Raw genomic sequence first — 19,388 nt, 5'->3', positions numbered from 1 at the left:
CCTACCTCGCCCTGGCCGCGGCCATCGTCACCGTCCGTGCGCTGTGTCGGGCCGCCTGGCTGCTCTACCGCTGGGACACCCGACCACGATCACGACGCATCCGATGACCTACTGGCGGGGGCTCTAACGCGATCCGCGACATCGCCGGCTTCTCCGCCGAGCTCCGCAAGCAGTCGGAGCTGATCGGGGAGCGCATCGACCGGATCAACGACTCGCTGCACGGCATCGACTACAACCCCGGTCGCTACATCAGTCTGGAGACCGCCCGCACACCCAACATGGAGGTGCGCACCTTCCTCGCCGACCTGCGCGCCTGCACCGACGACGCGCTCGACGGCGGTGACGCGGACGGCGCCTACTCGGAGCGGAAGTTCCACCAGGTGCGTGCCCTGGTCGAACGGTTCCGCGGTCGCGACGGCTCCACCGAGGCGGACCGGATCTGGACCCAGCGGGTCACCGACGTCCGCAACTGGGTGGTGTTCACCGCCGTCGAGCGGTGGCGCGACACCGACGAGGAGCACGAGACCTACACCGACTCCGGCGGCAAGTCCGGCGGGCAGAAGGAGAAGCTCGCCTACACCGTGCTGGCGGCCTCCCTGGCCTACCAGTTCAAGCTCAGCTGGGGCGCCGACCGCGCCAAGGCCTTCCAGATGGCGGTGATCGACGAGGCGTTCGGCCGAGGCTCCGACGAGTCCACCCGCTACGCGCTCGCCCTGTTCCGCCGGCTCGGCCTGCAGCTGATCGTGGTCACCCCGCTGCAGATAATTCATGTCATCGAGCACGCGGTCGTGGCGGTGGGCTTCGTCGACAACCCCACGGGGGCTGGCTCCCGCATGCACACGCTGACGATCCAGGAGTACCGCGCCGGTCGGACGGCACACCTGAGTGCGGTCGACGAGTCCGCCAAGCGCGGAGCCGACTGAGGTGACCGGGAGGCGTCGACCGGCAGGCTGGACGACGTGGGCCGACGTCCGCACATCGCTGCGGGCGCGGTGGGACTCCGGGGAACTACTACGGGCACGGCTCACCGGCCGGCCGGTCGCCCCGCTGGTGCTGCCGGTCCGCGGCCCCAGCGCCCGCGAGGCCGCCGAGCGGTTCGGGGAGGCGCAGGACTGGGTCGCCGGCTGGCGTGCGGCCCGCTTGGGCCGGGCTCGTCTGGAGACCGCCGCACTCGGTGGGCGCCTGATCGGGGTAAACGAGGTCCCCAACCGGGTCGTGCTCGACACCGACGACGACGTCTGGACCGTGCTCGGTGTCTCCGCCGACGTCGAAGCCCTCGACGAGCTCGTGGCGACGACCGAGGCCGCACTGCCCGCCGCGCTGAGCTGGGTCGCCGCCAAGCCGCACGAGGCGCTCAACCACGCTGCCGACTGGCCAAGGCTCCTGGCAGTGGCTGCATGGATCCTGCGTCACGGCGGAGCCGGGGTGTACCTGCGTCAGGTCGACGTACCCGGAGTCGACACCAAGTTCATCGAGCAACGCCGCGGGGTGCTGAGCGCGCTGCTCGTGCGCACTTTGCCGCCCGGCCGGGTCAACCGTGCTGCACCCGCCGCCGACCTGGCGCGGCGGTTCGGGCTGCGCGGCAAGCCGGACAGCGTGCGCTTCCGCTCCTTCGATCCGGCCGACGGCCCCTACAGCGAGCTCGCCGTCCGGGTGGAGGAGCTCGCGCGCATCCCGTTCGCGGCGAAGTCCGTGGTGGTGGTCGAGAACGAGGTGAGCTACCTCGCCTTTCCGCAGGTGGCCGGCGTGGCGGTCGTCCTCGGCGACGGGTACGCCGTTTCGCGGCTTGCCGCGCTGCCCTGGCTGGCCGAGCGAGACGTCGTCTACTGGGGCGATCTCGACACGCACGGCTTCCGGGCGCTCGACCGGCTACGACGCTTCATCCCGACCGCCCGCAGCATGCTCATGGACGAAGGCACGCTACTGGCGCACCGTTCGCACTGGTCCAGGGAGCCCGTGCCCGTCACCGACCACCTGCCGCTGCTGACGTCCGATGAGCAGACCACCTACCAGCTGCTGCTGCGCCATGAGCACGGAGACCGGGTGCGCCTTGAGCAGGAGCGCATCCGCTTCTCCGCCGTCGAGCGAGCGGCGACCGGAGCGTTCCCGACGACGTGACGTCGGGATGCCGGCTGGTCGGCGCCGCGCTGTGGTCGTGGTCGCGACCGCCGTCGCCGGGGCGGTCGACGTTCCAGGCGGCTGCCGGCCTGTTCGCCGAGCGTGGCGAGCCGGTGTCGCAGCCCGCGCAACCGGACGAGGTTGGCGGTGAGTGTCTCGTCGTAGCTGCGGAGAGCAAGGGCGGAATGTCCCTGGTGGAGGCCCGGCACCGCTGGCGCTCCCAGAAGACGGGAGCCGGCCGAGGAACCCGGGCTCGTGTCCCTGAGCGCTTGAGGTGCACGCCCCGAGCTTGGCGGTGTGCATCAACTGGTGTCCGAGGGGGGACTTGAACCCCCACGCCCTATACGGGCACTAGCACCTCAAGCTAGCGCGTCTGCCATTCCGCCACCCGGACCGGTGAGCCGCCCTCGCGGGCGACGGCAGCCAGCATAACCGAGCCGCCACCGGGGTCGGCACACCCCCGGGTGGCACGATCGGCAGCATGTCGGAGCCGACCGAGAAGCCGCTCGCCCGCGCCCAGGACGAGGTCGCGGAGCTGCTCTCCGACCTCATCCGCATCGACACCACGAACACCGGCGACACAGCCACCTGCGCCGGCGAGCGGCGGGCCGCGGAGTGGGTCGCGGGGAAACTCGACGAGGTCGGCATCGACAGCGTCGTCCACGAGTCGGAGCCCGGCCGCGCCAGCCTGGTCGCCCGCATCCCGGGCCAGGACCGCAGCCGCGACGCCCTGCTGGTCCACGGGCACCTCGACGTCGTGCCGGCCGACGCCGCGGAGTGGAGCGTGCACCCGTTCTCCGGCGAGGAGCGCGACGGCTACGTCTGGGGCCGCGGTGCGGTCGACATGAAGGACATGGACGCCATGGTGCTGGCGCTGGTCCGGGACTGGGCGCGCACCGGCACGCGGCCCCCGCGCGACGTCGTCCTCGCCTTCGTCGCCGACGAGGAGGCCGGCGGCCGGCTCGGCGCCCGGTTCCTGGTCGAGGAGCACCCCGACCTGTTCGAGGGCTGCACCGAGGCGATCAGCGAGGTCGGCGGGTTCAGCATCACCGTCCGCGACGATCTGCGCCTGTACCTGGTGCAGACCGCCGAGAAGGGGCTGGCCTGGATGCGGCTGACCGCCGGCGGGAGGCCCGGGCACGGTTCGTTCGTGCACGAAGACAACGCCGTCACCCGGCTGTGCGCCGCGGTCGCCCGGCTGGGCGCGCACCGCTTCCCGACGGTGCTCACCCCGCCGATGCGGCAGTTCCTCGCCGCGGTCGAGGACGCCTACGGCATCGCGATCGACCCCGACGAGCCCGAGCAGGCCTTAGCCCGGCTGGGCAGCATCAGCCGGATGATCGGCGCGGCGCTGCGCAACACGGTCAACCCCACGATGCTCGGCGCCGGCTACAAGGCCAACGTCATCCCCGGCACCGCGAGCGCCACCGTCGACGGCCGCTTCCTGCACGGCCAGGAGCAGGAGTTCGAGCGCCAGCTGGCCGACCTGGTCGGCGAGGGCGTGCGGCGGGACTGGATCGTCCACGACCAGGCCGTGGAGACGACCTTCGACGGCCCGCTGGTCGAGCAGATGGTCGCCGCCCTCCGCGCCGAGGACGACGGCGCCCGCCCCGTGCCCTTCACGATGAGCGGCGGCACCGACGCCAAGAGCTTCGAGCGCCTCGGCATGCGCTGCTTCGGGTTCTCCCCGCTGCGGCTGCCGCCGGACCTGGACTTCGCCGCGCTGTTCCACGGCATCGACGAGCGGGTCCCGGTCGAGTCGCTGCGCTTCGGCGTCCGCGTGCTCGACCGCTTCCTCCGCGCCTGCTGACACCGCCCGGCTCGCGGCCCGCGATCATGATGTCCGGGAACCGGCACGCCGCGGCGGCCCGGCGAGTCGCCTCCTGGACTTCATGATCGCGCGGCAGGAGAGGTCCTGGAGCGGGTGGTCCGGCGGCGCCGGGTGAGGGTGCCCGGGTGGGACGACGGGGTCCGTGGTGTGATGCCCGGGTGACCGACAGCACACCCCGTCCCGGCTCCGTCGCGCTCATCACCGGGGGGACCGGCGGCTTCGGCCGCGCCCTCGCCACCCGGCTGCGCGAGCGCGAGGTCACCGCCGTCCTCGCCGATCTCGACAGCGAGCGCAACCGGCAGGCCGCCGCCGACCTCGGCTGCCCGTTCCTGGCCCTCGACGTCACCGACCGCGCCGCCAACGAGGCCGTCGTGGCCCGGGTCGAGGCCGACCACGGCCGGCTGGACGCCGCCTACCTCAACGCCGGCATCTCGGCGGCCAAGAGCGACGACGCCCTGGACCTCGAGGAGTTCATGCGCGTGGTGGACGTCGACCTGTTCGGGGTCGTCTACGGCGCCGTCGCCGCCCGCCCGGCCCTGCAGCGCGCCGGCGGCGGGGCGATCGTGGTGACGGCGTCCCTGGCCGGGCTGTCCCCGATGGCCACCGACCCGGGCTACAGCGTGGCCAAGGGCGGCGCGATCGCCTTCGTCCGCTCGATGGCGCCCCGCCTGGAGCGGGAGGGCATCCGGATCACCGCCATCTGCCCGGGCTTCGCCGACACCGCGATCATCGACCGCATCCGCGAGGAGTTCACCGCCGCCGGCTTCCCGGTCCTGTCGGCCGACGAGGTCGCGCAGGCCATGGTCATGGCGTGGGAGCAGGGCGAGCCCGGCGCGGCCTACGTCGTCCAGCCGGGCGTGGGGACGGTGCCCTACCGCTTCAAGGGCGTCCCGAGCGCCCGGACGGCGGCCGGCGAGACCGCCGTCGTACCCGAGGCGCTGCGGCCGCCGTCGATGCGCTGACCCCCGGGCCGCCGGGCCGGCCGCGCGCCGGGCCGGCGGCTCCGCGGCGTCAGGTCCGGGGCTCCCGGCAGGCGAAGAGGAACGCCGGCGGCACGTTCCACGGGGTGATCGTCCGCGTCACCGAGCCGAACCGGCGGCGCAGCTCGCCGAGGATGATCGGCGAGTACTGGATGACCAGCAGCGCGCCGTCCGGGGCCAGGGCCCGGGGCAGCAGGTCCAGCACCCGCCGCCGCAGCCCGGCGTCGAACGAGGTGTAGGGCAGCGCCGAGACCAGGACGTCGGCGCGCTGGCCGTCCAGGTGGGTGTCCAGGTTCTCCGCCGAGTCGCAGACGACCTGCAGCCGCGGGTCGTCGTAGCGGGCGTCGAGCAGCTTGGCGAGGTCCGGGTCGATCTCCAGGGAGACCAGGCGGGCACCCGGGCCGAGGCGGGCCAGGATCTCGCCGGTCTGCACGCCGGTGCCGGCGCCCAGCTCGACGACCAGGCCGGCCGCGGAGAGGTCGGCCAGGTCGAGCATGCCCCGCACCGCCCAGCGGGAGGTGGGCAGGACGGCGCCGACCTGGCGCGGGTTGGCGAGGAACGCGCGCAGGAAGCGCAGCCGGTCGCTCATGTGCTCGCTCATGTGTCCTTCCCCGGGCCGCCGGACCTCCGGGCGGCCGTTCGTCCGGTGCAGCGTGGCACGGCGGCGCGCGGGCCGCGATCGGGACCGGGTGACCACGCTCACCGGGGCGTCTGGCAGGGTCGCGGGCATGCGCGCATGGCGGGTCCACCAGCTCGGCAACCCCTCCGACGTCATGAGCCTCGACGAGGTCGAGCAGCCCACCCCGGCCGACGGGCAGCTGCTGGTCCGCGTCCGGGCCGCGGCGCTGAACTTCCCCGACGTCCTCATGGCGCAGGGCGTCTACCAGGAGAAGCCGCCGCTGCCCTACACGCCCGGCGTGGAGCTGTGCGGCGAGGTCGTGGGAACCGGCCGGCGGGTCATCGGGTCGCCGTCCGGGGGGCCCGGCGCGTTCGCCGAGTACGCCCTGATGGACGCCGACAACGCCTGGCCGGTCCCGGACTCGCTGCCCGACGAGAAGGCCGCCGCCCTCTACCTGACCTACCAGACCGGCCACGTCGGGCTGCACCGCCGGGCCCACCTGCAGCCGGGGGAGTGGCTGCTCGTGCACGCCGGGGCCGGCGGCGTCGGCTCGGCCGCCATCCAGCTCGGTAAGGCCGCCGGCGCCCGGGTCATCGCCACCGCCGGCGGGCCGCGCAAGGTCGAGGTGTGCCGGGAGCTCGGCGCCGACCACGTCGTCGACTACACCGCCGAGGACTTCGTGCCGGTGGTGAAGGAGGTGACCGGCGGCCGCGGTGCCGACGTCGTCTACGACCCGGTCGGCGGCGACGTGTTCGACCGCAGCCGCAGGTGCATCGCCTTCGAGGGCCGGCTGCTCGTGGTCGGCTTCACCAGCGGCCGCATCCCCGAGGCGCCGGCCAACCACGCGCTGGTGAAGAACTACAGCGTCGTCGGCCTGCACTGGGGGCTGTACCGGAAGATGGAGCCCTCGCTCATCGCCACGACCCACGACGCGCTGGTCGCGCTGGTCGAGGCGGGGCAGGTGGACCCGCTGGTCGGTGCGGTCCGCCCGCTCGAGGAGGCCCCGCAGGCCCTCGCCCAGCTGGCCGACCGCAGCACCGTCGGCAAGGTCGTCCTGCTGCCCTGAGCCGGCGGGGTGCCACGGGCGCGGGAACGAGCCCGTGCACCCCGCCGGGGTCAGATGTGCGGCTTGGGCAGGTAGGACAGCCGTGCCCGCCGGCGCAGGACGACCCTCCGGGTGCCGTCCGCGTGCAGCTGGAGACGGGCGAGCTCCCAGCCCCCCGTGTCCGCCTGCAGGCTCAGCATGGTCGCCGCCGCGGACCGGGACGTGCCCGGTGGGATCCGCAGCGGCGCGAACTCGTAATCCCCTGCGACCGCCTCCACCCGGCCGATTGTGCCCGCCCGTCGCCTGCCGGTCACGCGCGCGTCACCCCCGCCGCCGCACTCCGCGCCGCCGCCGCCGCCCGCCCTGCCGGTCCCCGACCGCGGCGGGCAGGATGGGCACCGACCGCACGACCCGACGACGAGAGGCAGGTGGCCGTGACCGAGCCCCGCACCGACGTGCCCGACGCCGACCGGGCCGAGCAGGACGACCTGGTGGACGCTCCCGAGATCTCGATCGCCGGTGACGCCGCCCCGCTGCCCGAGGGCGTGCCCGAGGCCGATGCGCTGGACCAGCAGCTGGTGGCCCGCCCGCGTGGCACCGGCGGCCCTGTGCACCCCGTGGGCGACCGCGAGGCCGACGACGCCGACGTCCTGGAGCAGGAGGCCGACGTCCCGGTGGAGGACGACCCCGACCTCGACTGACGGACGGCGCTGACGGGCAGCGCGGCCGGTCACCCGATGGGGTGGGCGACCGCGCGCGCCCGAGCCCGGCCCGGCAGCCTCGCGCGGGTGACCGCTGCCTGGATCGCCCTGGGGCTCATCGCGGTGGGGCTGCCGCTGCTGGCCTGGTGGGTCGGCGGCCGGGCGTTCTGGCGGCGCCTGCGGCCGGGCGCCGAGCCGGACACCTACCGGGCGGTGGTGCGCCGGCACGGGCTGCGGCCGGCGGAGGCCGCGCAGGTCGAGGGTGCGGTCACCTGGGGCCGGGAGCTGGCCGACCCGCGGCTGCGCGCCGCGGTGGTCGACTGGGCGCAGGAGCTGCAGCGGCTCGCCGAGGAGCGCCGGGAGCGCTGGGCCGCACGGCGGCTGCTGGTCGTGCTCGTCCTGCTCGCGTACGCCGGGCTGCTGGGCGGCGCCGTGCTCCGCAGCGCCGTGCGCGGCGAGTGGGGGCCGCTGCTGTCCGGCGCCTTCTGGGCCCTCGTCTGGGTGCTGCCCGGGGCGTGGCTGGCGGGCGGCCCCCGGCGCGCGATCGAGCGCAACAGCGGGCCGCCGCCGGAGTCCTGACCCTCGGTCCCGGGGCCGCCGAGGTCGACGTCGGGCGCCGCGCCGGGTCTCGCCGACGTCGCGGTGGGCGGCGCCGCACCTGGCCTTCCCCGCGGAGCCGGAGTGTGGTTAGGCTTGCCTAACTCACTCTCGGAGGTCCGGAGGTCCCGCGATGACGACGAGCCCGATGCAGGTGCCGCTGGGGGTGGCCGCCGGACCCGCCGAGCGCGCGCGGACGGTCGCCACCCGCGCGGCCGCCGCGCTGTGCGTGCGGGACCTGCCCGCCGGCCGGCCCCTCGCCGCGGCGACCACCACCGAGGGTGACGTGCTCGTCCTGGTGCCCGCCTGCGGCGAGGTCGCCACCGCGCTGGAGGGGGCCGGCGGTGAGCTCACCGCGGCCCTGCTCGTCAGCGACCACGCGCCGGTCCCGCTGCGGCAGCCGGTCCGCGCCCAGGTGTGGCTGTCGGGCTGGCTGGCCGCCGTCCCCGAGCCGGTGCGCCGGGAGGCGGCCCTGGCCTTCGCCGCCGTCCGCCCCGCCGAGCAGCTGCTCGACGTCGGGACGGCGGCCACCCTGCTGCGCCTGGACCTCGCCGAGGTCGTCCTGCGCGAGGGCTCCCGCTGCACCGAGGTGCCGCCCGCGGGGTTCGCCGCCGCCCGCCCCGACCCGCTGGCCGGCGTCGAGGCCGCGATGCTCGGCCACCTCGACCGCGACCACCCCGAGGTCCTCGCCCTGCTGCGCAGCCGCATCCCCGCCGGTGACCTCGGCCCCCGCGACGTCGTCCGCCCCCTGGGCATCGACCGCTTCGGCTACCGGCTGCGGATCGAGCGGCCGGCCGGCCACCAGGACCTGCGGGTGCCCTTCCCGCAGCCGCTGACCTGCGCCGGCCAGCTGCAGTCGGCCACCCGGCGGCTGCTGTGCGCGGCGCGGGCCGCCCTCGCCCGCCGGGACTGAGCTCCGCTCGCGGCGGGCCCGGGAGCAGGGGGGAGCGTGGGGAACGGGGGGGAGGCGCGCCTCAGCCGGCGTTCTCGGCCAGCAGCCGGGCCAGGCGGGTGCGCCGCGGGCGGACGTCGACCTCCCGGACCGCTCGTGCCAGCGCCGCACCCGAGGCGTGCACGATCGACAGGTGCCGCTGCGCGCGGGTGAGCGCGGTGTAGACCAGCGGCCGCGACAGCATCCCCCCGGCCTCGGGCGGGAGCACGACCACCACCCCGGGCCACTCCGACCCCTGCGCGCGGTGCACCGTGATCGCCCAGCCGTGCCGCAGGTCGCCCAGCGCCTGCCCGCTGACCGTCACCGGGCCGGAGGCGAAGGCCACGTCGAGGGCGCCGTCCCCGGTGCCGGTGACCACGCCGACCTCCCCGTTGGCGAACCCGATCGGCTCCAGGTCCAGGTGGTTGGCGGTGGCCACCACGCGGTCGCCGACGTCGAAGCCCCACACCGTGCCGTCACCCGGGTTGAGCCGCGCCTTGAGCGCCTTGTTGAGCTCGATGGTCCCGGCCGGGCCGCGGTGCACCGGCGTCACCACCTGGACCGTCGCCGGGTCGATGCCCAGCGCCCGGGGGATGGAGTCGGTGACCAGCTGCACCACCCGTCGGGCGGCCTCCGCGCTGCCGGTCGCCGGGACGACGACCACCTCGCGGTCGGGGGAGTCCACCGGCGGCAGCTCCCCGGTCCGGACGGCGTTGGCCAGCCGGGCGATCGCCCCGCCCTCGGCCTGCCGGTACAGGGTGGTCAGCTCGGTGACCGGGACGACGCCGGCGTCGATCAGGTCGCCGAGCACGTGGCCGGGGCCGATGGAGGGCAGCTGGGCGGGGTCGCCCACCAGCAGCAGGTGGGTGCCGTCGGCGCAGGCCTCGAGAAGGGCGGCGGTCAGCTCGACGTCGAGCATCGACGCCTCGTCGACGACCACGACGTCGGCGTCGAGGGGCCACTCCTCGTTGCGCGCGAACCCGCCGGTCGTGCCCTGGGCGCCGAGCAGCCGGTGCACCGTGACCGCGGGGTGGTCGGTGAGCTCCTCCAGCCGCTTGGCCGCCCGGCCGGTCGGCGCGGCCAGCGCGACCTCGGTGCCCTTCGAGCGCAGCAGCGACACGACGGCGGCCACGGTGCGGCTCTTGCCGGTGCCGGGCCCGCCGGTGAGCAGCGAGACGCCGGCGCCGAGCACCTGCGCGACCGCGGCCCGCTGCGCCTCGTCCAGCCCCTTGGCCACCGAGCGGACGGCGGCCGGGTCGGCGATCCGCCCGGCCGTGGCGGCCAGCCGGGCGACGTTCTCCGCGACCGCCTCCTCGGCCATGCCGAAGCGGGCCAGCGACAGCTGGCGCAGCGCCGGGTCCGGTTCCGGGAACTCGTCGACGTCGACGTCGGCGTCCTCGTCGAGCTCCGGTTCCGGCGGCTCGTGCTCCAGCACCTCGCCGGACTCCACCGCGGCGACGACCGCGGCCGCCGGGTCGGCGATGCCCTCCGCGCGCAGCGCGGCCACCACCAGGTCGGCGGGCAGCACGGTGTGCCCGTCCCGCGTGGCCGTCCGCAGGGTGAGGGCCACGACCGCCCGCCCGCGCCGGGTGTCCTGCCGGTCGGCCCGGGGGAGGACGGCGATGGCCAGCCGGTCGGCGTCGGCGAGGGAGACCCCCGGCAGGCCGAGCAGCGCCCACGGGTCGTCGCGCAGCCGGCGGGCGGCGTCCTGGCCGAGCGCGTCGGCGACCCCGGCGGCCAGCCGGGCCTCGAGCCCGGCGCCGACGAGCAGGCCGACCACCTCGTAGGTGGGCTGCGCCGACAGGAACGACGAGAACAGCCGCTCGGCGCGCTGCCGGCCCACCCGGGGCAGCCTGAGCAGCCGGTCGGCGGTGACGCCGTCCGGGGAGGTGATGCCCGCGGCGGGCAGCTCCGCGGCGGTCCGCTTGCCGAGCCCGGGCCACAGGCCCGCGGCGCAGAAGGCGGCGAAGACGGGGTCGGCGGGCGCGGTCACGGGCGCTCGGGGTAGGAGAAGTGCGGCGCCGAGACGTCCTCGAGCGCGGTGCGGATGGCGGCGGGCAGCCGCACGGCCTCGGCGTCCAGCGAGACCTGCAGCTGGGCGGCGGTGCGGGCGCCCACCACCGGCGCGGTCACCCCGGGGCGGTCCCGGACCCAGGCCAGCGCCACCGCCAGCGGCGTGGTGCCCAGCCCCTCGGCGGCGGTGATCACCGCCTCGACGATGCGGTCGGAGTCCGGCGTCCGCAGCGCGTCGACGAAACCCTGCCACTGCGGGGAGGCGCCGCGGGACTCCGACGGCGTGCTGTGCCGGTACTTGCCGGTGAGGATCCCGCGGCCCAGCGGCGACCAGGCCAGCACGCCGATCCCCAGCGCCTCGGCGGCCGGCACGACCTCGCGCTCCACCCCGCGCTGCAGCAGGGAGTACTCGACCTGGGTGCTGACCACGGCCACCCGGCCGGGCCACGCCCGCTGCCAGGTCGCGGCCTGGGCGGTCTGCCAGCCGGTGAAGTTGCTGACGCCCACGTAGCGCACCCGGCCCGAGGCCACCGCCGCGTCGCAGGCGGCCAGGGTCTCCTCCAGCGGCGTCGTGTCGTCCCAGGCGTGCAGCTGCCAGAGGTCGACGTGGTCGAGGCCGAGCCGCTCGAGGGAGGCGTCCAGGGCGGCCAGCAGGTGACCGCGCGAGGCCCCGCGGCCCATCGGGCCGGGCGCGGTGCGCCCCACGGCCTTGGTGGCGACGAGCACGTCGGAGCGGGGGACGACGTCGGTGAGCAGCCGGCCCAGGGTGCGCTCGCTCTCGCCGTCGCAGTAGACGTCGGCGGTGTCGACCAGCGTGCCGCCGGCGTCGACGAAGGCGGTCAGCTGCATCGCGGCCTCGTCCTCGTCGGTGTCCCGGCCCCAGGTCATGGTGCCCAGTGCGAGGCGGGAGACCACGAGCCCGCTGCGCCCGAGTGCGCGTTGTTCCACGAGGGGCCAACCTACCGCCGCACCCCGCGGCCGGCCGGGGGCGCGACGGGGGCCGGGGACGGCGGGGGCGGGTGTGACGCGAACCCCCTCCCGGTGCGCGCGCCTGCCGCACCGGCGGCCCTAGGCTGGCCTCCCGTGCCCGCCTCCCCGCGTCCGCCCCGCCCCGCCGCCGACCCCGTCGCCGGGCGGGCCGGCCGATGAGCTGGGTGGAGGCCGTCGTCCTCGGCGTCGTCCAGGGGCTCACCGAGTTCCTCCCCATCTCCTCCAGCGCGCACCTGCGGGTGGTGGGGGAGGCCTTCGGCTGGGGCGACCCCGGCGCGGCGTTCACGGCGATCACCCAGATCGGCACCGAGGCCGCGGTGCTGCTCTACTTCCGCCGCGAGATCGGGCGGATCGTGCGGGCCTGGCTGCGGTCGCTGGGGGACCGGTCGGCGCGCTCGGACCCCGACGCCCGCATGGGCTGGCTGATCATCGTCGGCACCGTCCCGATCGTCGTCCTGGGCCTGCTCCTGCAGGACCGCATCGAGACCACCTTCCGCGACCTGCGCATCGTCGCGCTCGCCCTGGTCGCCTTCTCGCTGGTGCTCTACTGGGCCGACCGGGTCGGGACCAGGAAGCGGGAGCTGGACCAGCTCACCGTCGGCCACGGCATCGCCTTCGGCTTCGCCCAGGCCATGGCGCTCGTGCCGGGCGTGTCCCGGTCGGGCGGCACGATCACCATGGGGCTGTTCCTCGGCTACTCCCGGTCGGCGGCCGCCCGCTACTCCTTCCTGCTCGCCGTCCCCGCCGTCCTCGGCTCGGGCTTCTTCCAGGCCTACGAGGCGCTCACCGGCGGCGTGGCCGGGGAGACCGTCGACTGGGGGCCGACGCTGCTGGCCACCGTGCTCGCCTTCGGCATCGGCCTGGTGGTCATCGCCTGGCTGCTGCGCTACCTCGACCGCGGCAGCTTCACCCCGTTCGTCGTCTACCGGGTGGTGCTCGGCCTGGCGCTGCTCGCGCTCGTCGGCGCCGGGGTGCTCGACCCGACCGGGGTCACCGCCCCGGCCCCGTCCCCGGCACCCTGACGCGCTGCGCCCGCCGCCGGCCGTGGTCGGCCCGATCGGCCGTGATCATGGACGTCCGGTGCGTCGGCGCGCCGTACCCGGCGTGTCGCCGGGCGACGGTGCCCATGATCACGGCCGGGCGGGGCGCCGGCGGCCCCTCTGCGGGGGCCTGCCGCGAGCCCGCGAGCGGTGGGGGGCAGGAGGGTCCTTCTAGGCTCGGGCGTCGTGACCACCGTCATCCTGCTGCGGCACGGCCGCACGACGGCCAACGCCGGGGGCGTGCTCGCCGGGTGGAGCCCCGGTGTCCGGCTCGACGAGACCGGCGAGGCACAGGTGCGCGCGGTGGGGGAGCGGCTGGCGCCGGTCCCGCTGGCGGCCGTGGTGAGCAGCCCCCTGGAGCGCTGCCGGCAGACCGCGGACGCCGTCCTCGCCGGGCGTGACCTCGAACCGGCCACCGACGAGCGGCTCGGCGAGTGCCGCTACGGCGACTGGACCGGCCGCCCGCTCAAGGAGCTGGTCAAGGAGCCGATGTGGAAGGTGGTGCAGCAGCACCCCTCCGCCGCGGTGTTCCCCGGCCCGGAGGGGGAGGGGCTGGCCCAGACCCAGGCCCGCGCGGTCGCCGCCGTCCGGGACTGGAACGCCCGGCTGGGCCCCGACGCCGTCTGGCTCGCCTGCAGCCACGGCGACGTGATCAAGGCGGTGCTCGCCGACGCGCTCGGCATCCACCTCGACCAGTTCCAGCGGATCGTGGTCGACCCCGCGTCGATCTCGGTCGTCACCTACACCGACACCCGCCCCTTCGTGGTGCGGATGAACGACACCGGCGGGGACGTCGCCGCCCTGGTGCCGCCGAAGAAGAAGCGGCGCCGCCGCCGGGCCGGGGACTCCGACGCCGTCGTCGGCGGCGGGGCCGGCGCGACCCCCTGACCTGCCGGTGCGGCCCGGCCGACCCGCCGCGCCCCGGCTGGCCGCGCGGGTCGGCCCGCGTAACCTGGGACCGTGCCGCGCCAGGTCTTCCTCTTCGACCGCCCGTCCCGGTTCGTCGCCGGCACGGTCGGGCAGCCCGGTGACCGCACCTTCTACCTGCAGGCCTCGGACATCGCGGGCCGCGTGGTCAGCGTCGCGCTGGAGAAGACCCAGGTGCAGGTCCTGGCCGACCGGATGAGCGAGCTGCTCGACGAGGTCGCCACCCGCCCGGGCGCCGTCGTCCCGCCCGACGCCGACGTCGACGACCTGGAGCCGCTGACCGCGCCGGTCGACGAGGAGTTCCGCGTCGCGGCCATGGGCCTGGCCTGGGACGGCGAGGCGCAGGCCGTCGTCGTCGAGGCCGTGGCCGCCGGCGAGGAGCCGATCGACGAGGACGCCATCCTCTCCGACAGCGACGAGGGCCCCGACGCCCTGCGGGTGACCATCACCCCCGCGGCCGCGCGGGCCTTCGTCGTCCGGGCCCGCCGGGTGGTCGCCGCCGGCCGGCCGTCCTGCCCCCTGTGCTCGCTGCCCCTGGACCCCACCGGGCACGTCTGCCCGCGGCAGAACGGCTACCGCCGCTGAACCGGCAGCCCCGATGACCGAGCGCCCCGCCGACCCGGCGTCGGACCTGCGCGCCCCGGCCGACGACGACGAGGCCCGCGCCCTGCTGCTCGCGGGCGAGATCGACCTCGAGGGCCGGATGCTCGACGCCAGCAACGTCACGCTGGTGGGCGCCGTCCGCACCGCCGAGCTGGCCGCCGAGTGCGTGTACAAGCCGGTCGCCGGGGAGCGGCCGCTGTGGGACTTCCCCGACGGCACCCTCGCCGGCCGGGAGGTCGCCGCCGCGCTGGTCTCCGACGCCACCGGGTGGCGGGTGGTCCCGCCGACCGTGCTGCGCGACGGCCCGTTCGGCCCGGGCATGGTGCAGCTGTGGGTCGACGGCGACCCCACCGTGGACCTCGCCGCGTTCGTCCGGCTCGACCACCCGGGGCTGCGGCGCATGGCGGTGTTCGACGCGGTGGTGAACAACGCCGACCGCAAGGGCGGGCACATCATCCCCACCCCGGCGGGGCACGTGCACGGCGTCGACCACGGCATCTGCTTCTCCGCCGAGCCGAAGCTGCGCACCCTGCTGTGGCGCTGGGCCGGCCAGCGCCTGCCCGCCGACGCCCTCGCCGTGCTCGAGCGGCTGGCCGAGGGGCTGCGCGACGACCTGGGGGAGCAGCTGCACGAGCACCTCACCCGGCGCGAGGTCCGCCGCACCCAGCAGCGGGTGGCCGAGCTGCTGCGCACCGGACGGCACCCCGAGCCCAGCGGCGACTGGCCCGCGCTGCCCTGGCCGCCCTTCTGAAGGACCCCGTCCTCCCCACCCCTCGCAGGCTCGGGGCGGGCCCCTGGACGGGGCCGGGACGATGGGCCGGTGCCGCACCGCAGCCGCCTCGCCGTCCTGCTCGTCGACCTCCCGCCGGAGCTGCACGACGCGGGCCGGGACTTCTGGTCCGCCGCCACCGGGCACCCGGTCGAACCGGACCCGGTCGACGACCACTGGTCCTCGCTGGGCTCGTTCGCCGACGGGTTCCACCTGGAGGTCCAGCGCACCGGCCGGGGCACCCTCCCGCGCTGGCACGTCGACATCGAGACCGACGACATCCCCGCCGAGGTGGCCCGGCTGGAGGCGCTCGGCGCCCGGCGCATCGAGGACATGGGCGGGTTCTGGCAGATGAAGGACCCCTCGGGCCTGGTCTTCTGCGTCGTCGGCGTGCAGACCGCGGAGTTCGACCGGCACGCCACCACCTGGGCCTGAGCGGGTGGTCGGTCGCGCCCCGGTCAGTCGAGGCGGACCGCGTCGAGCATGGCGGCGGCCTGCAGCCCGTCGCCGTCCACGGTGAGCACCTCCAGCGGGACCCGGCGCCACACGGTCAGCAGCAGGTCGAAGGCGGTGCCGGTGAGCGCCGCGACGGGGAAGGGGCGGCTCCCGGGGAAGAGGGTGCGCTCGGCGTCGACGTCCACGGCGTGGAGGACGACGGGGTGCGCCGACCCCGGGGGCCCGTCCGGGAGAGCCCCGGGCACCATGACCTCCAGCCACTCGTCGATCCCGTCGAGCGCCACCCGCGCCGGCACCGGGCGGACGTCGTCGAGCACCTGCTCGGCGTCCACCGTGTGCACGACCGCCTCCATCGCCTGCCGGCGCAGCACGAAGCCGACGTCCTGCCGGAGCGCCCAGGTCCACACCCGCTCGGCGGGGTCGGCGCCGGCCAGCGCGGTCTCCAGCTCCGCCGACTGGGCGAGGCCGTAGCCGAGCAGCTCGTCGTCCGGGTGCCGCACCGGCTCGGGGTAGCCCGACGGGTCGGCCGCCCGGGTGCGCACCACCCAGGTCCAGAAGTGCTGGACCTCGGCGAGGTGCCACACCAGGTCGGCCATCGACCACCCCGGGCAGCCGGGCACCGCGGCCCGCCACCCGTGCCCCAGCACCGCCTCGGCGGCCGCGTCGGCGAAGCGCGCGTTGCGCTCCTTCAGCACCGACAGGTGCTCCTCCGGTCCCACGGTCCCTCCTCCCGTCGGGGGACGGGCTGCCCGGCCGCGTCAGGTGCCGCATCTACGCTCGACCCGTGCTCGCCTGGCCCGCCCCGCTCCTGCCGACCCTCCCCGGGACCGGCCCCGCGCTCAAGCTCCACGACACCGCGCGCGGCGAGGTGGTGGCCACCGCCCCCGACCGCGTGGCCCGGATGTACGTCTGCGGGATCACGCCCTACGACGCCACGCACCTGGGGCACGCGGCCACCTACCTCGCCTTCGACCTGGTCAACCGGCTGTGGCGGGACGCCGGGCACGGGGTGCACTACGTGCAGAACGTCACCGACATCGACGACCCGCTGCTGGAGCGGGCCGAGCGGGACGGCGAGGACTGGGTGGTCCTCGGCATGCGCGAGACGGCGCTGTTCCGGGAGGACATGACCGCGCTGCGGGTCCTCCCGCCCGACGACTACGTCGGGGCGGTGGAGTCGATCCCGAGGATCGTCGCGCACGTCGAGACCCTCCTCGACGAGGGGCTGGCCTACCCGCTCGACGACGGCACCGGCGACGTCTACCACGACATCGCCCAGGCCCCCGGCTTCGGCGGGGAGTCCGGCTACGACGAGGCCACGATGCTCACCCTGTCCGCCGAGCGGGGCGGCGACCCCGACCGGCCCGGGAAGCGCAACCGGCTCGACCCGCTGCTCTGGCGCGGGCAGCGGCCGGGCGAGCCGTCCTGGCCGGGCCCGCGCGGGGTCGCCGGCCGGCCGGGCTGGCACGTCGAGTGCACCACCATCGCCCTGGCGACCATCGGCATGGGCTTCGACGTCCAGGGCGGCGGCAGCGACCTGGTCTTCCCGCACCACGAGTTCTCCGCCGTCCACGCCGAGGCCCTCACCGCCGCGATGACCGGGGTCAAGCAGCCCTTCGCCAAGGCCTACGTGCACGCGGCGATGATCGGCCTCGACGGCGAGAAGATGAGCAAGAGCCGCGGCAACCTGGTGTTCGTCTCCAAGCTGCGGGGCGAGGGCGTCGACCCGATGGCCATCCGCCTGGCCCTGCTCTCCGGGCACTACCGCACCGACCGCGCCTGGACCCAGGACCTGCTCGACCGGGCCCGCGCGCGCCTGGCCCGGTGGCGGCGCGCGGTCGCGCTGCCCGCCGGCGTCCCCGCCGCGCCGGTGCTCGCCGCGCTGCGCGAGCGGCTCACCGACGACCTCGACACCCCGGGGGCGATCGCCGCCGTCGACGCCTGGGCCGAGCGCACCCTCGCCGCCGGCGACCACCCCGCGCTGGAGGAGGGGGCCCCGGCGCTGGTCCGGGACGCCGTGGACGCCCTGCTCGGCATCGCGCTCGACCCGGTGGCCCCCGAGCCGGCGCCCGCCGGCTGATGCCCGCCGCGGCGGCCGGGCCGTTCCGGCGCACCGACCGGGCGGCCCGCGAGCGGGAGGAGGAGGCGCTCGCCCCGGCGGCCACCCGCGCGGCGGCCACCCGCGGGCGGGCGGTCGACGAGCCGGAGGACCCGCTGCGCACCGCGTTCGAGCGGGACCGCGACCGCATCCTGCACGCGAAGGCCTTCCGCCGGCTCAAGCACAAGACCCAGGTCTTCCTCAACCCCGACGGCGACCACTTCGTCACCCGGCTCACCCACACCCTGCAGGTCACCCAGGTGGCCCGGTCGTTGGCCCGGGCGCTGGGCCTCAACGAGACCCTCGCCGAGGCCGTCGCGCTGGGCCACGACCTGGGGCACTCGCCGTTCGGGCACATCGGCGAGGACGCGCTGGAGCCCTACGTCCCCGGCGGCTGGCACCACGCCGCCCAGGGCGTGCGGATCGTCGAGGTGCTCGAGCACCTCAACCTCACCTGGGAGGTGCGCGACGGCATCCGCGCGCACAGCTGGAAGATCGACCCGCCGCCGGACACCCGCGAGGCGGAGTGCGTGCGCTACGCCGACCGCATCGGCTACCTCTCGCACGACGCGCTGGACGCCGTCCGCGCGGGCGTGCTGCGCCCGGCCGACCTGCCCGCCCGCGCCCGGGCCGTGTTCGGCGAGCCGGGCAGCCAGATGGTCGGTGCGATGGTCGACGCGGTGGTCTCCGGCACCCTCGACCCGGGCAACGGCACCGGGCGGGTGGTCATGGCGCCGGGCCCGCTGGAGGCCTTCCACGAGCTGCGCGCCTTCATGTTCGAGCGGGTCTACGCCTCCGAGACCGCGGCCGGGCAGAAGCAGCTGGCCATCGACGTCACCCGCCGGCTGGTCGACCACCACCTGGCCCACCCGGAGCTGATCCCGGCGTCCTACCGCGACACCGCCGCCGACCCCGTCACCCAGGTCGTCGACTACGTCTCCGGCATGACCGACCGCTACGCCCTCACCGTGCACGACCGGCTCTTCGACGCCGACGCCACCGCGCAGATGCGCCCGCTGCTGCGGCTGCCCTGACCGCCGGTCCCGACGGGTGCGCTCAGCCGTCGACGGGGCCGAGGGTCACCGTGCCGTCGTCGGCCACCGCCCAGCCCGGGTTGTGGGCGACCTCCCAGCGGATGCCGGCCGGGTCGGCGAAGTACCCGTGGTACCCGCCGAAGGCCGCCGGCTGCGCGGGCTTGAGCAGCCGGCCGCCCGCGGCCACGGCGTCGTCCAGGCAGCGCCGCACCTCCTCCGGGCTGCCCACGTTGTGCGCCAGGCTCAGCCCCCCGCCGGGGGACACGGCGCCGGCCGGCAGGCCCATGTCGGCGGCCAGCTCGGCCGCGCCCCAGAGCCCGACCAGCAGCCCGTGCCCGAGCTGGAGGAAGACGATCTCCCCGGGCACCTCGAACACCGGCCGCCAGCCGAGCCCCTCGACGTAGAAGCGCCGGGCCGCCGCCACGTCGGGCACGGCGAGGGTGAGGAGGTCCAGTCGTGGCTGCATGGGCCCAGCCTGCCCGGGGCCCGCCGCCAGCGGACGCCGAGCCAGTACCGTTATCCCCAACTTCACCCGTACGCGGGCCGACGCGCCGGTCGAGGACGCAGATCTGGTCGGCGACACGGGCGGACACGCCGAGGCCGGCGACCACAACTGCCTTCTCGGCCAAGGATGAC

General features: G+C 75.9%; 21 protein-coding genes, 1 tRNA gene and 1 pseudogene. 16 read left to right on the top strand and 7 right to left on the bottom strand.

All coding sequences use genetic code 11. The features are described 5' to 3' along the window. The 3 genes and pseudogenes from D0Z06_RS14815 to D0Z06_RS14805 form a co-directional block, all read left to right on the top strand. Positions 1 to 107: pseudogene (locus D0Z06_RS14815) on the top strand (IS5/IS1182 family transposase); the annotation flags it as partial. Positions 108 to 278: 171 nt separating this feature from the next. After that, complete coding sequence (locus D0Z06_RS14810; RefSeq protein ID WP_233517692.1) at positions 279 to 923, top strand: SbcC/MukB-like Walker B domain-containing protein; 645 nt, start codon at positions 279 to 281, stop codon at positions 921 to 923. Continuing rightward, positions 886 to 2,118 carry a DUF3322 domain-containing protein gene (locus D0Z06_RS14805; protein WP_117378206.1) on the top strand — a complete coding sequence of 411 codons (1,233 nt, stop codon included), beginning with the start codon at positions 886 to 888 and terminating at the stop codon, positions 2,116 to 2,118. The genes D0Z06_RS14810 and D0Z06_RS14805 overlap by 38 nt, the downstream gene beginning before the upstream one ends. A gap of 307 nt (positions 2,119 to 2,425) precedes the next feature. Here D0Z06_RS14805 and D0Z06_RS14800 read toward each other — a convergent pair. Then, a tRNA-Leu gene (locus D0Z06_RS14800) sits at positions 2,426 to 2,512 on the bottom strand. Between the two features lie 87 nt (positions 2,513 to 2,599). On the opposite strand from D0Z06_RS14800, the gene D0Z06_RS14795 reads away from it, so the two are divergent. Continuing rightward, complete coding sequence (locus D0Z06_RS14795) at positions 2,600 to 3,928, top strand: M20/M25/M40 family metallo-hydrolase (RefSeq protein ID WP_117378204.1); 1,329 nt, start codon at positions 2,600 to 2,602, stop codon at positions 3,926 to 3,928. Positions 3,929 to 4,107: 179 nt separating this feature from the next. Then, entirely contained in the window at positions 4,108 to 4,911 is an 804-nt protein-coding gene (locus tag D0Z06_RS14790; RefSeq protein ID WP_117378202.1) for an SDR family oxidoreductase, read from the top strand. Positions 4,912 to 4,960: 49 nt separating this feature from the next. Here D0Z06_RS14790 and D0Z06_RS14785 read toward each other — a convergent pair whose 3' ends face one another. Next, positions 4,961 to 5,530: a class I SAM-dependent methyltransferase gene (locus D0Z06_RS14785; RefSeq protein WP_117378200.1), complete on the bottom strand. Its 570-nt coding sequence runs from the start codon at positions 5,528 to 5,530 to the stop codon at positions 4,961 to 4,963. A 127-nt stretch (positions 5,531 to 5,657) separates the two neighbouring features. Here D0Z06_RS14785 and D0Z06_RS14780 point away from each other — a divergent pair, with 127 nt between their 5' ends. Continuing rightward, positions 5,658 to 6,614, top strand: coding sequence for an NADPH:quinone oxidoreductase family protein (locus tag D0Z06_RS14780; RefSeq protein ID WP_117378198.1), 957 nt, complete (start codon positions 5,658 to 5,660; stop codon positions 6,612 to 6,614). 50 nt (positions 6,615 to 6,664) lie between these two features. On the opposite strand, the gene D0Z06_RS14775 is transcribed toward D0Z06_RS14780, so the two are convergent. After that, a complete protein-coding gene (locus D0Z06_RS14775; protein ID WP_233517691.1) occupies positions 6,665 to 6,871 on the bottom strand; it encodes a DUF5703 family protein in 207 nt (68 codons plus the stop codon). Between the two features lie 156 nt (positions 6,872 to 7,027). Between D0Z06_RS14775 and D0Z06_RS14770 the strand changes: the two genes are divergently transcribed. The 3 genes from D0Z06_RS14770 (at position 7,028) to D0Z06_RS14760 (ending at position 8,804) form a co-directional block, all read left to right on the top strand. Then, positions 7,028 to 7,294 (top strand): hypothetical protein, encoded by a 267-nt coding sequence (locus D0Z06_RS14770; RefSeq protein WP_117378250.1) that lies wholly within the window; start codon positions 7,028 to 7,030, stop codon positions 7,292 to 7,294. 87 nt (positions 7,295 to 7,381) lie between these two features. Further along, entirely contained in the window at positions 7,382 to 7,873 is a 492-nt protein-coding gene (locus D0Z06_RS14765) for a hypothetical protein (protein WP_147332056.1), read from the top strand. A gap of 151 nt (positions 7,874 to 8,024) precedes the next feature. After that, on the top strand, positions 8,025 to 8,804 hold the full coding sequence (locus D0Z06_RS14760; RefSeq protein ID WP_233517690.1) for a DUF2470 domain-containing protein: 780 nt from the start codon (positions 8,025 to 8,027) through the stop codon (positions 8,802 to 8,804). Positions 8,805 to 8,865: 61 nt separating this feature from the next. Here D0Z06_RS14760 and D0Z06_RS14755 read toward each other — a convergent pair whose 3' ends face one another. Next, on the bottom strand, positions 8,866 to 10,815 hold the full coding sequence (locus D0Z06_RS14755; protein WP_117378192.1) for an AAA family ATPase: 1,950 nt from the start codon (positions 10,813 to 10,815) through the stop codon (positions 8,866 to 8,868). Continuing rightward, positions 10,812 to 11,783, bottom strand: a complete 972-nt coding sequence (locus D0Z06_RS14750) for an aldo/keto reductase (RefSeq protein WP_117378190.1) — start codon at positions 11,781 to 11,783, stop codon at positions 10,812 to 10,814. The genes D0Z06_RS14755 and D0Z06_RS14750 overlap by 4 nt, the downstream gene beginning before the upstream one ends. A 197-nt stretch (positions 11,784 to 11,980) precedes the next feature. On the opposite strand from D0Z06_RS14750, the gene D0Z06_RS14745 reads away from it, so the two are divergent. The 5 genes from D0Z06_RS14745 to D0Z06_RS14725 all read left to right on the top strand — a co-directional run bounded on the left by D0Z06_RS14745 (position 11,981) and on the right by D0Z06_RS14725 (position 15,599). Next, positions 11,981 to 12,847: an undecaprenyl-diphosphate phosphatase gene (locus D0Z06_RS14745; protein WP_117378188.1), complete on the top strand. Its 867-nt coding sequence runs from the start codon at positions 11,981 to 11,983 to the stop codon at positions 12,845 to 12,847. Positions 12,848 to 13,051: 204 nt separating this feature from the next. Next, complete coding sequence (locus tag D0Z06_RS14740) at positions 13,052 to 13,753, top strand: histidine phosphatase family protein (protein WP_117378186.1); 702 nt, start codon at positions 13,052 to 13,054, stop codon at positions 13,751 to 13,753. Positions 13,754 to 13,825: 72 nt separating this feature from the next. Beyond that, the gene (locus D0Z06_RS14735) at positions 13,826 to 14,377 is read left to right on the top strand and encodes a DUF3090 family protein (RefSeq protein WP_117378184.1); all 552 of its coding nucleotides are present in this window, start codon (positions 13,826 to 13,828) and stop codon (positions 14,375 to 14,377) included. Positions 14,378 to 14,390: 13 nt separating this feature from the next. Next, on the top strand, positions 14,391 to 15,146 hold the full coding sequence (locus D0Z06_RS14730; RefSeq protein ID WP_117378182.1) for an SCO1664 family protein: 756 nt from the start codon (positions 14,391 to 14,393) through the stop codon (positions 15,144 to 15,146). Between the two features lie 69 nt (positions 15,147 to 15,215). After that, positions 15,216 to 15,599 carry a VOC family protein gene (locus D0Z06_RS14725; protein WP_117378181.1) on the top strand — a complete coding sequence of 128 codons (384 nt, stop codon included), beginning with the start codon at positions 15,216 to 15,218 and terminating at the stop codon, positions 15,597 to 15,599. A 23-nt stretch (positions 15,600 to 15,622) separates the two neighbouring features. Here the strand turns inward: D0Z06_RS14725 and D0Z06_RS14720 are convergent, their stop codons facing one another. Further along, positions 15,623 to 16,339, bottom strand: a complete 717-nt coding sequence (locus tag D0Z06_RS14720; RefSeq protein WP_117378179.1) for a maleylpyruvate isomerase family mycothiol-dependent enzyme — start codon at positions 16,337 to 16,339, stop codon at positions 15,623 to 15,625. Positions 16,340 to 16,404: 65 nt separating this feature from the next. Here D0Z06_RS14720 and mshC point away from each other — a divergent pair, with 65 nt between their 5' ends. Then, the gene (gene mshC / locus D0Z06_RS14715; protein ID WP_117378178.1) at positions 16,405 to 17,700 is read left to right on the top strand and encodes a cysteine--1-D-myo-inosityl 2-amino-2-deoxy-alpha-D-glucopyranoside ligase; all 1,296 of its coding nucleotides are present in this window, start codon (positions 16,405 to 16,407) and stop codon (positions 17,698 to 17,700) included. Next, positions 17,700 to 18,752 carry an HD domain-containing protein gene (locus D0Z06_RS14710; RefSeq protein WP_117378177.1) on the top strand — a complete coding sequence of 351 codons (1,053 nt, stop codon included), beginning with the start codon at positions 17,700 to 17,702 and terminating at the stop codon, positions 18,750 to 18,752. Before mshC ends, D0Z06_RS14710 begins: the two co-directional genes overlap by 1 nt. Before the next feature lie 22 nt (positions 18,753 to 18,774). On the opposite strand, the gene D0Z06_RS14705 is transcribed toward D0Z06_RS14710, so the two are convergent. Next, positions 18,775 to 19,218: a VOC family protein gene (locus D0Z06_RS14705; RefSeq protein ID WP_117378176.1), complete on the bottom strand. Its 444-nt coding sequence runs from the start codon at positions 19,216 to 19,218 to the stop codon at positions 18,775 to 18,777. Between the last annotated feature and the right edge of the window lie 170 nt (positions 19,219 to 19,388).

The organism is Geodermatophilus marinus (assembly GCF_003428645.1).
GTDB lineage: Bacteria > Actinomycetota > Actinomycetes > Mycobacteriales > Geodermatophilaceae > Geodermatophilus.
Note: the sequence above shows the minus strand (reverse complement) of the source record. Positions and strands in the feature narration are given on the sequence as shown.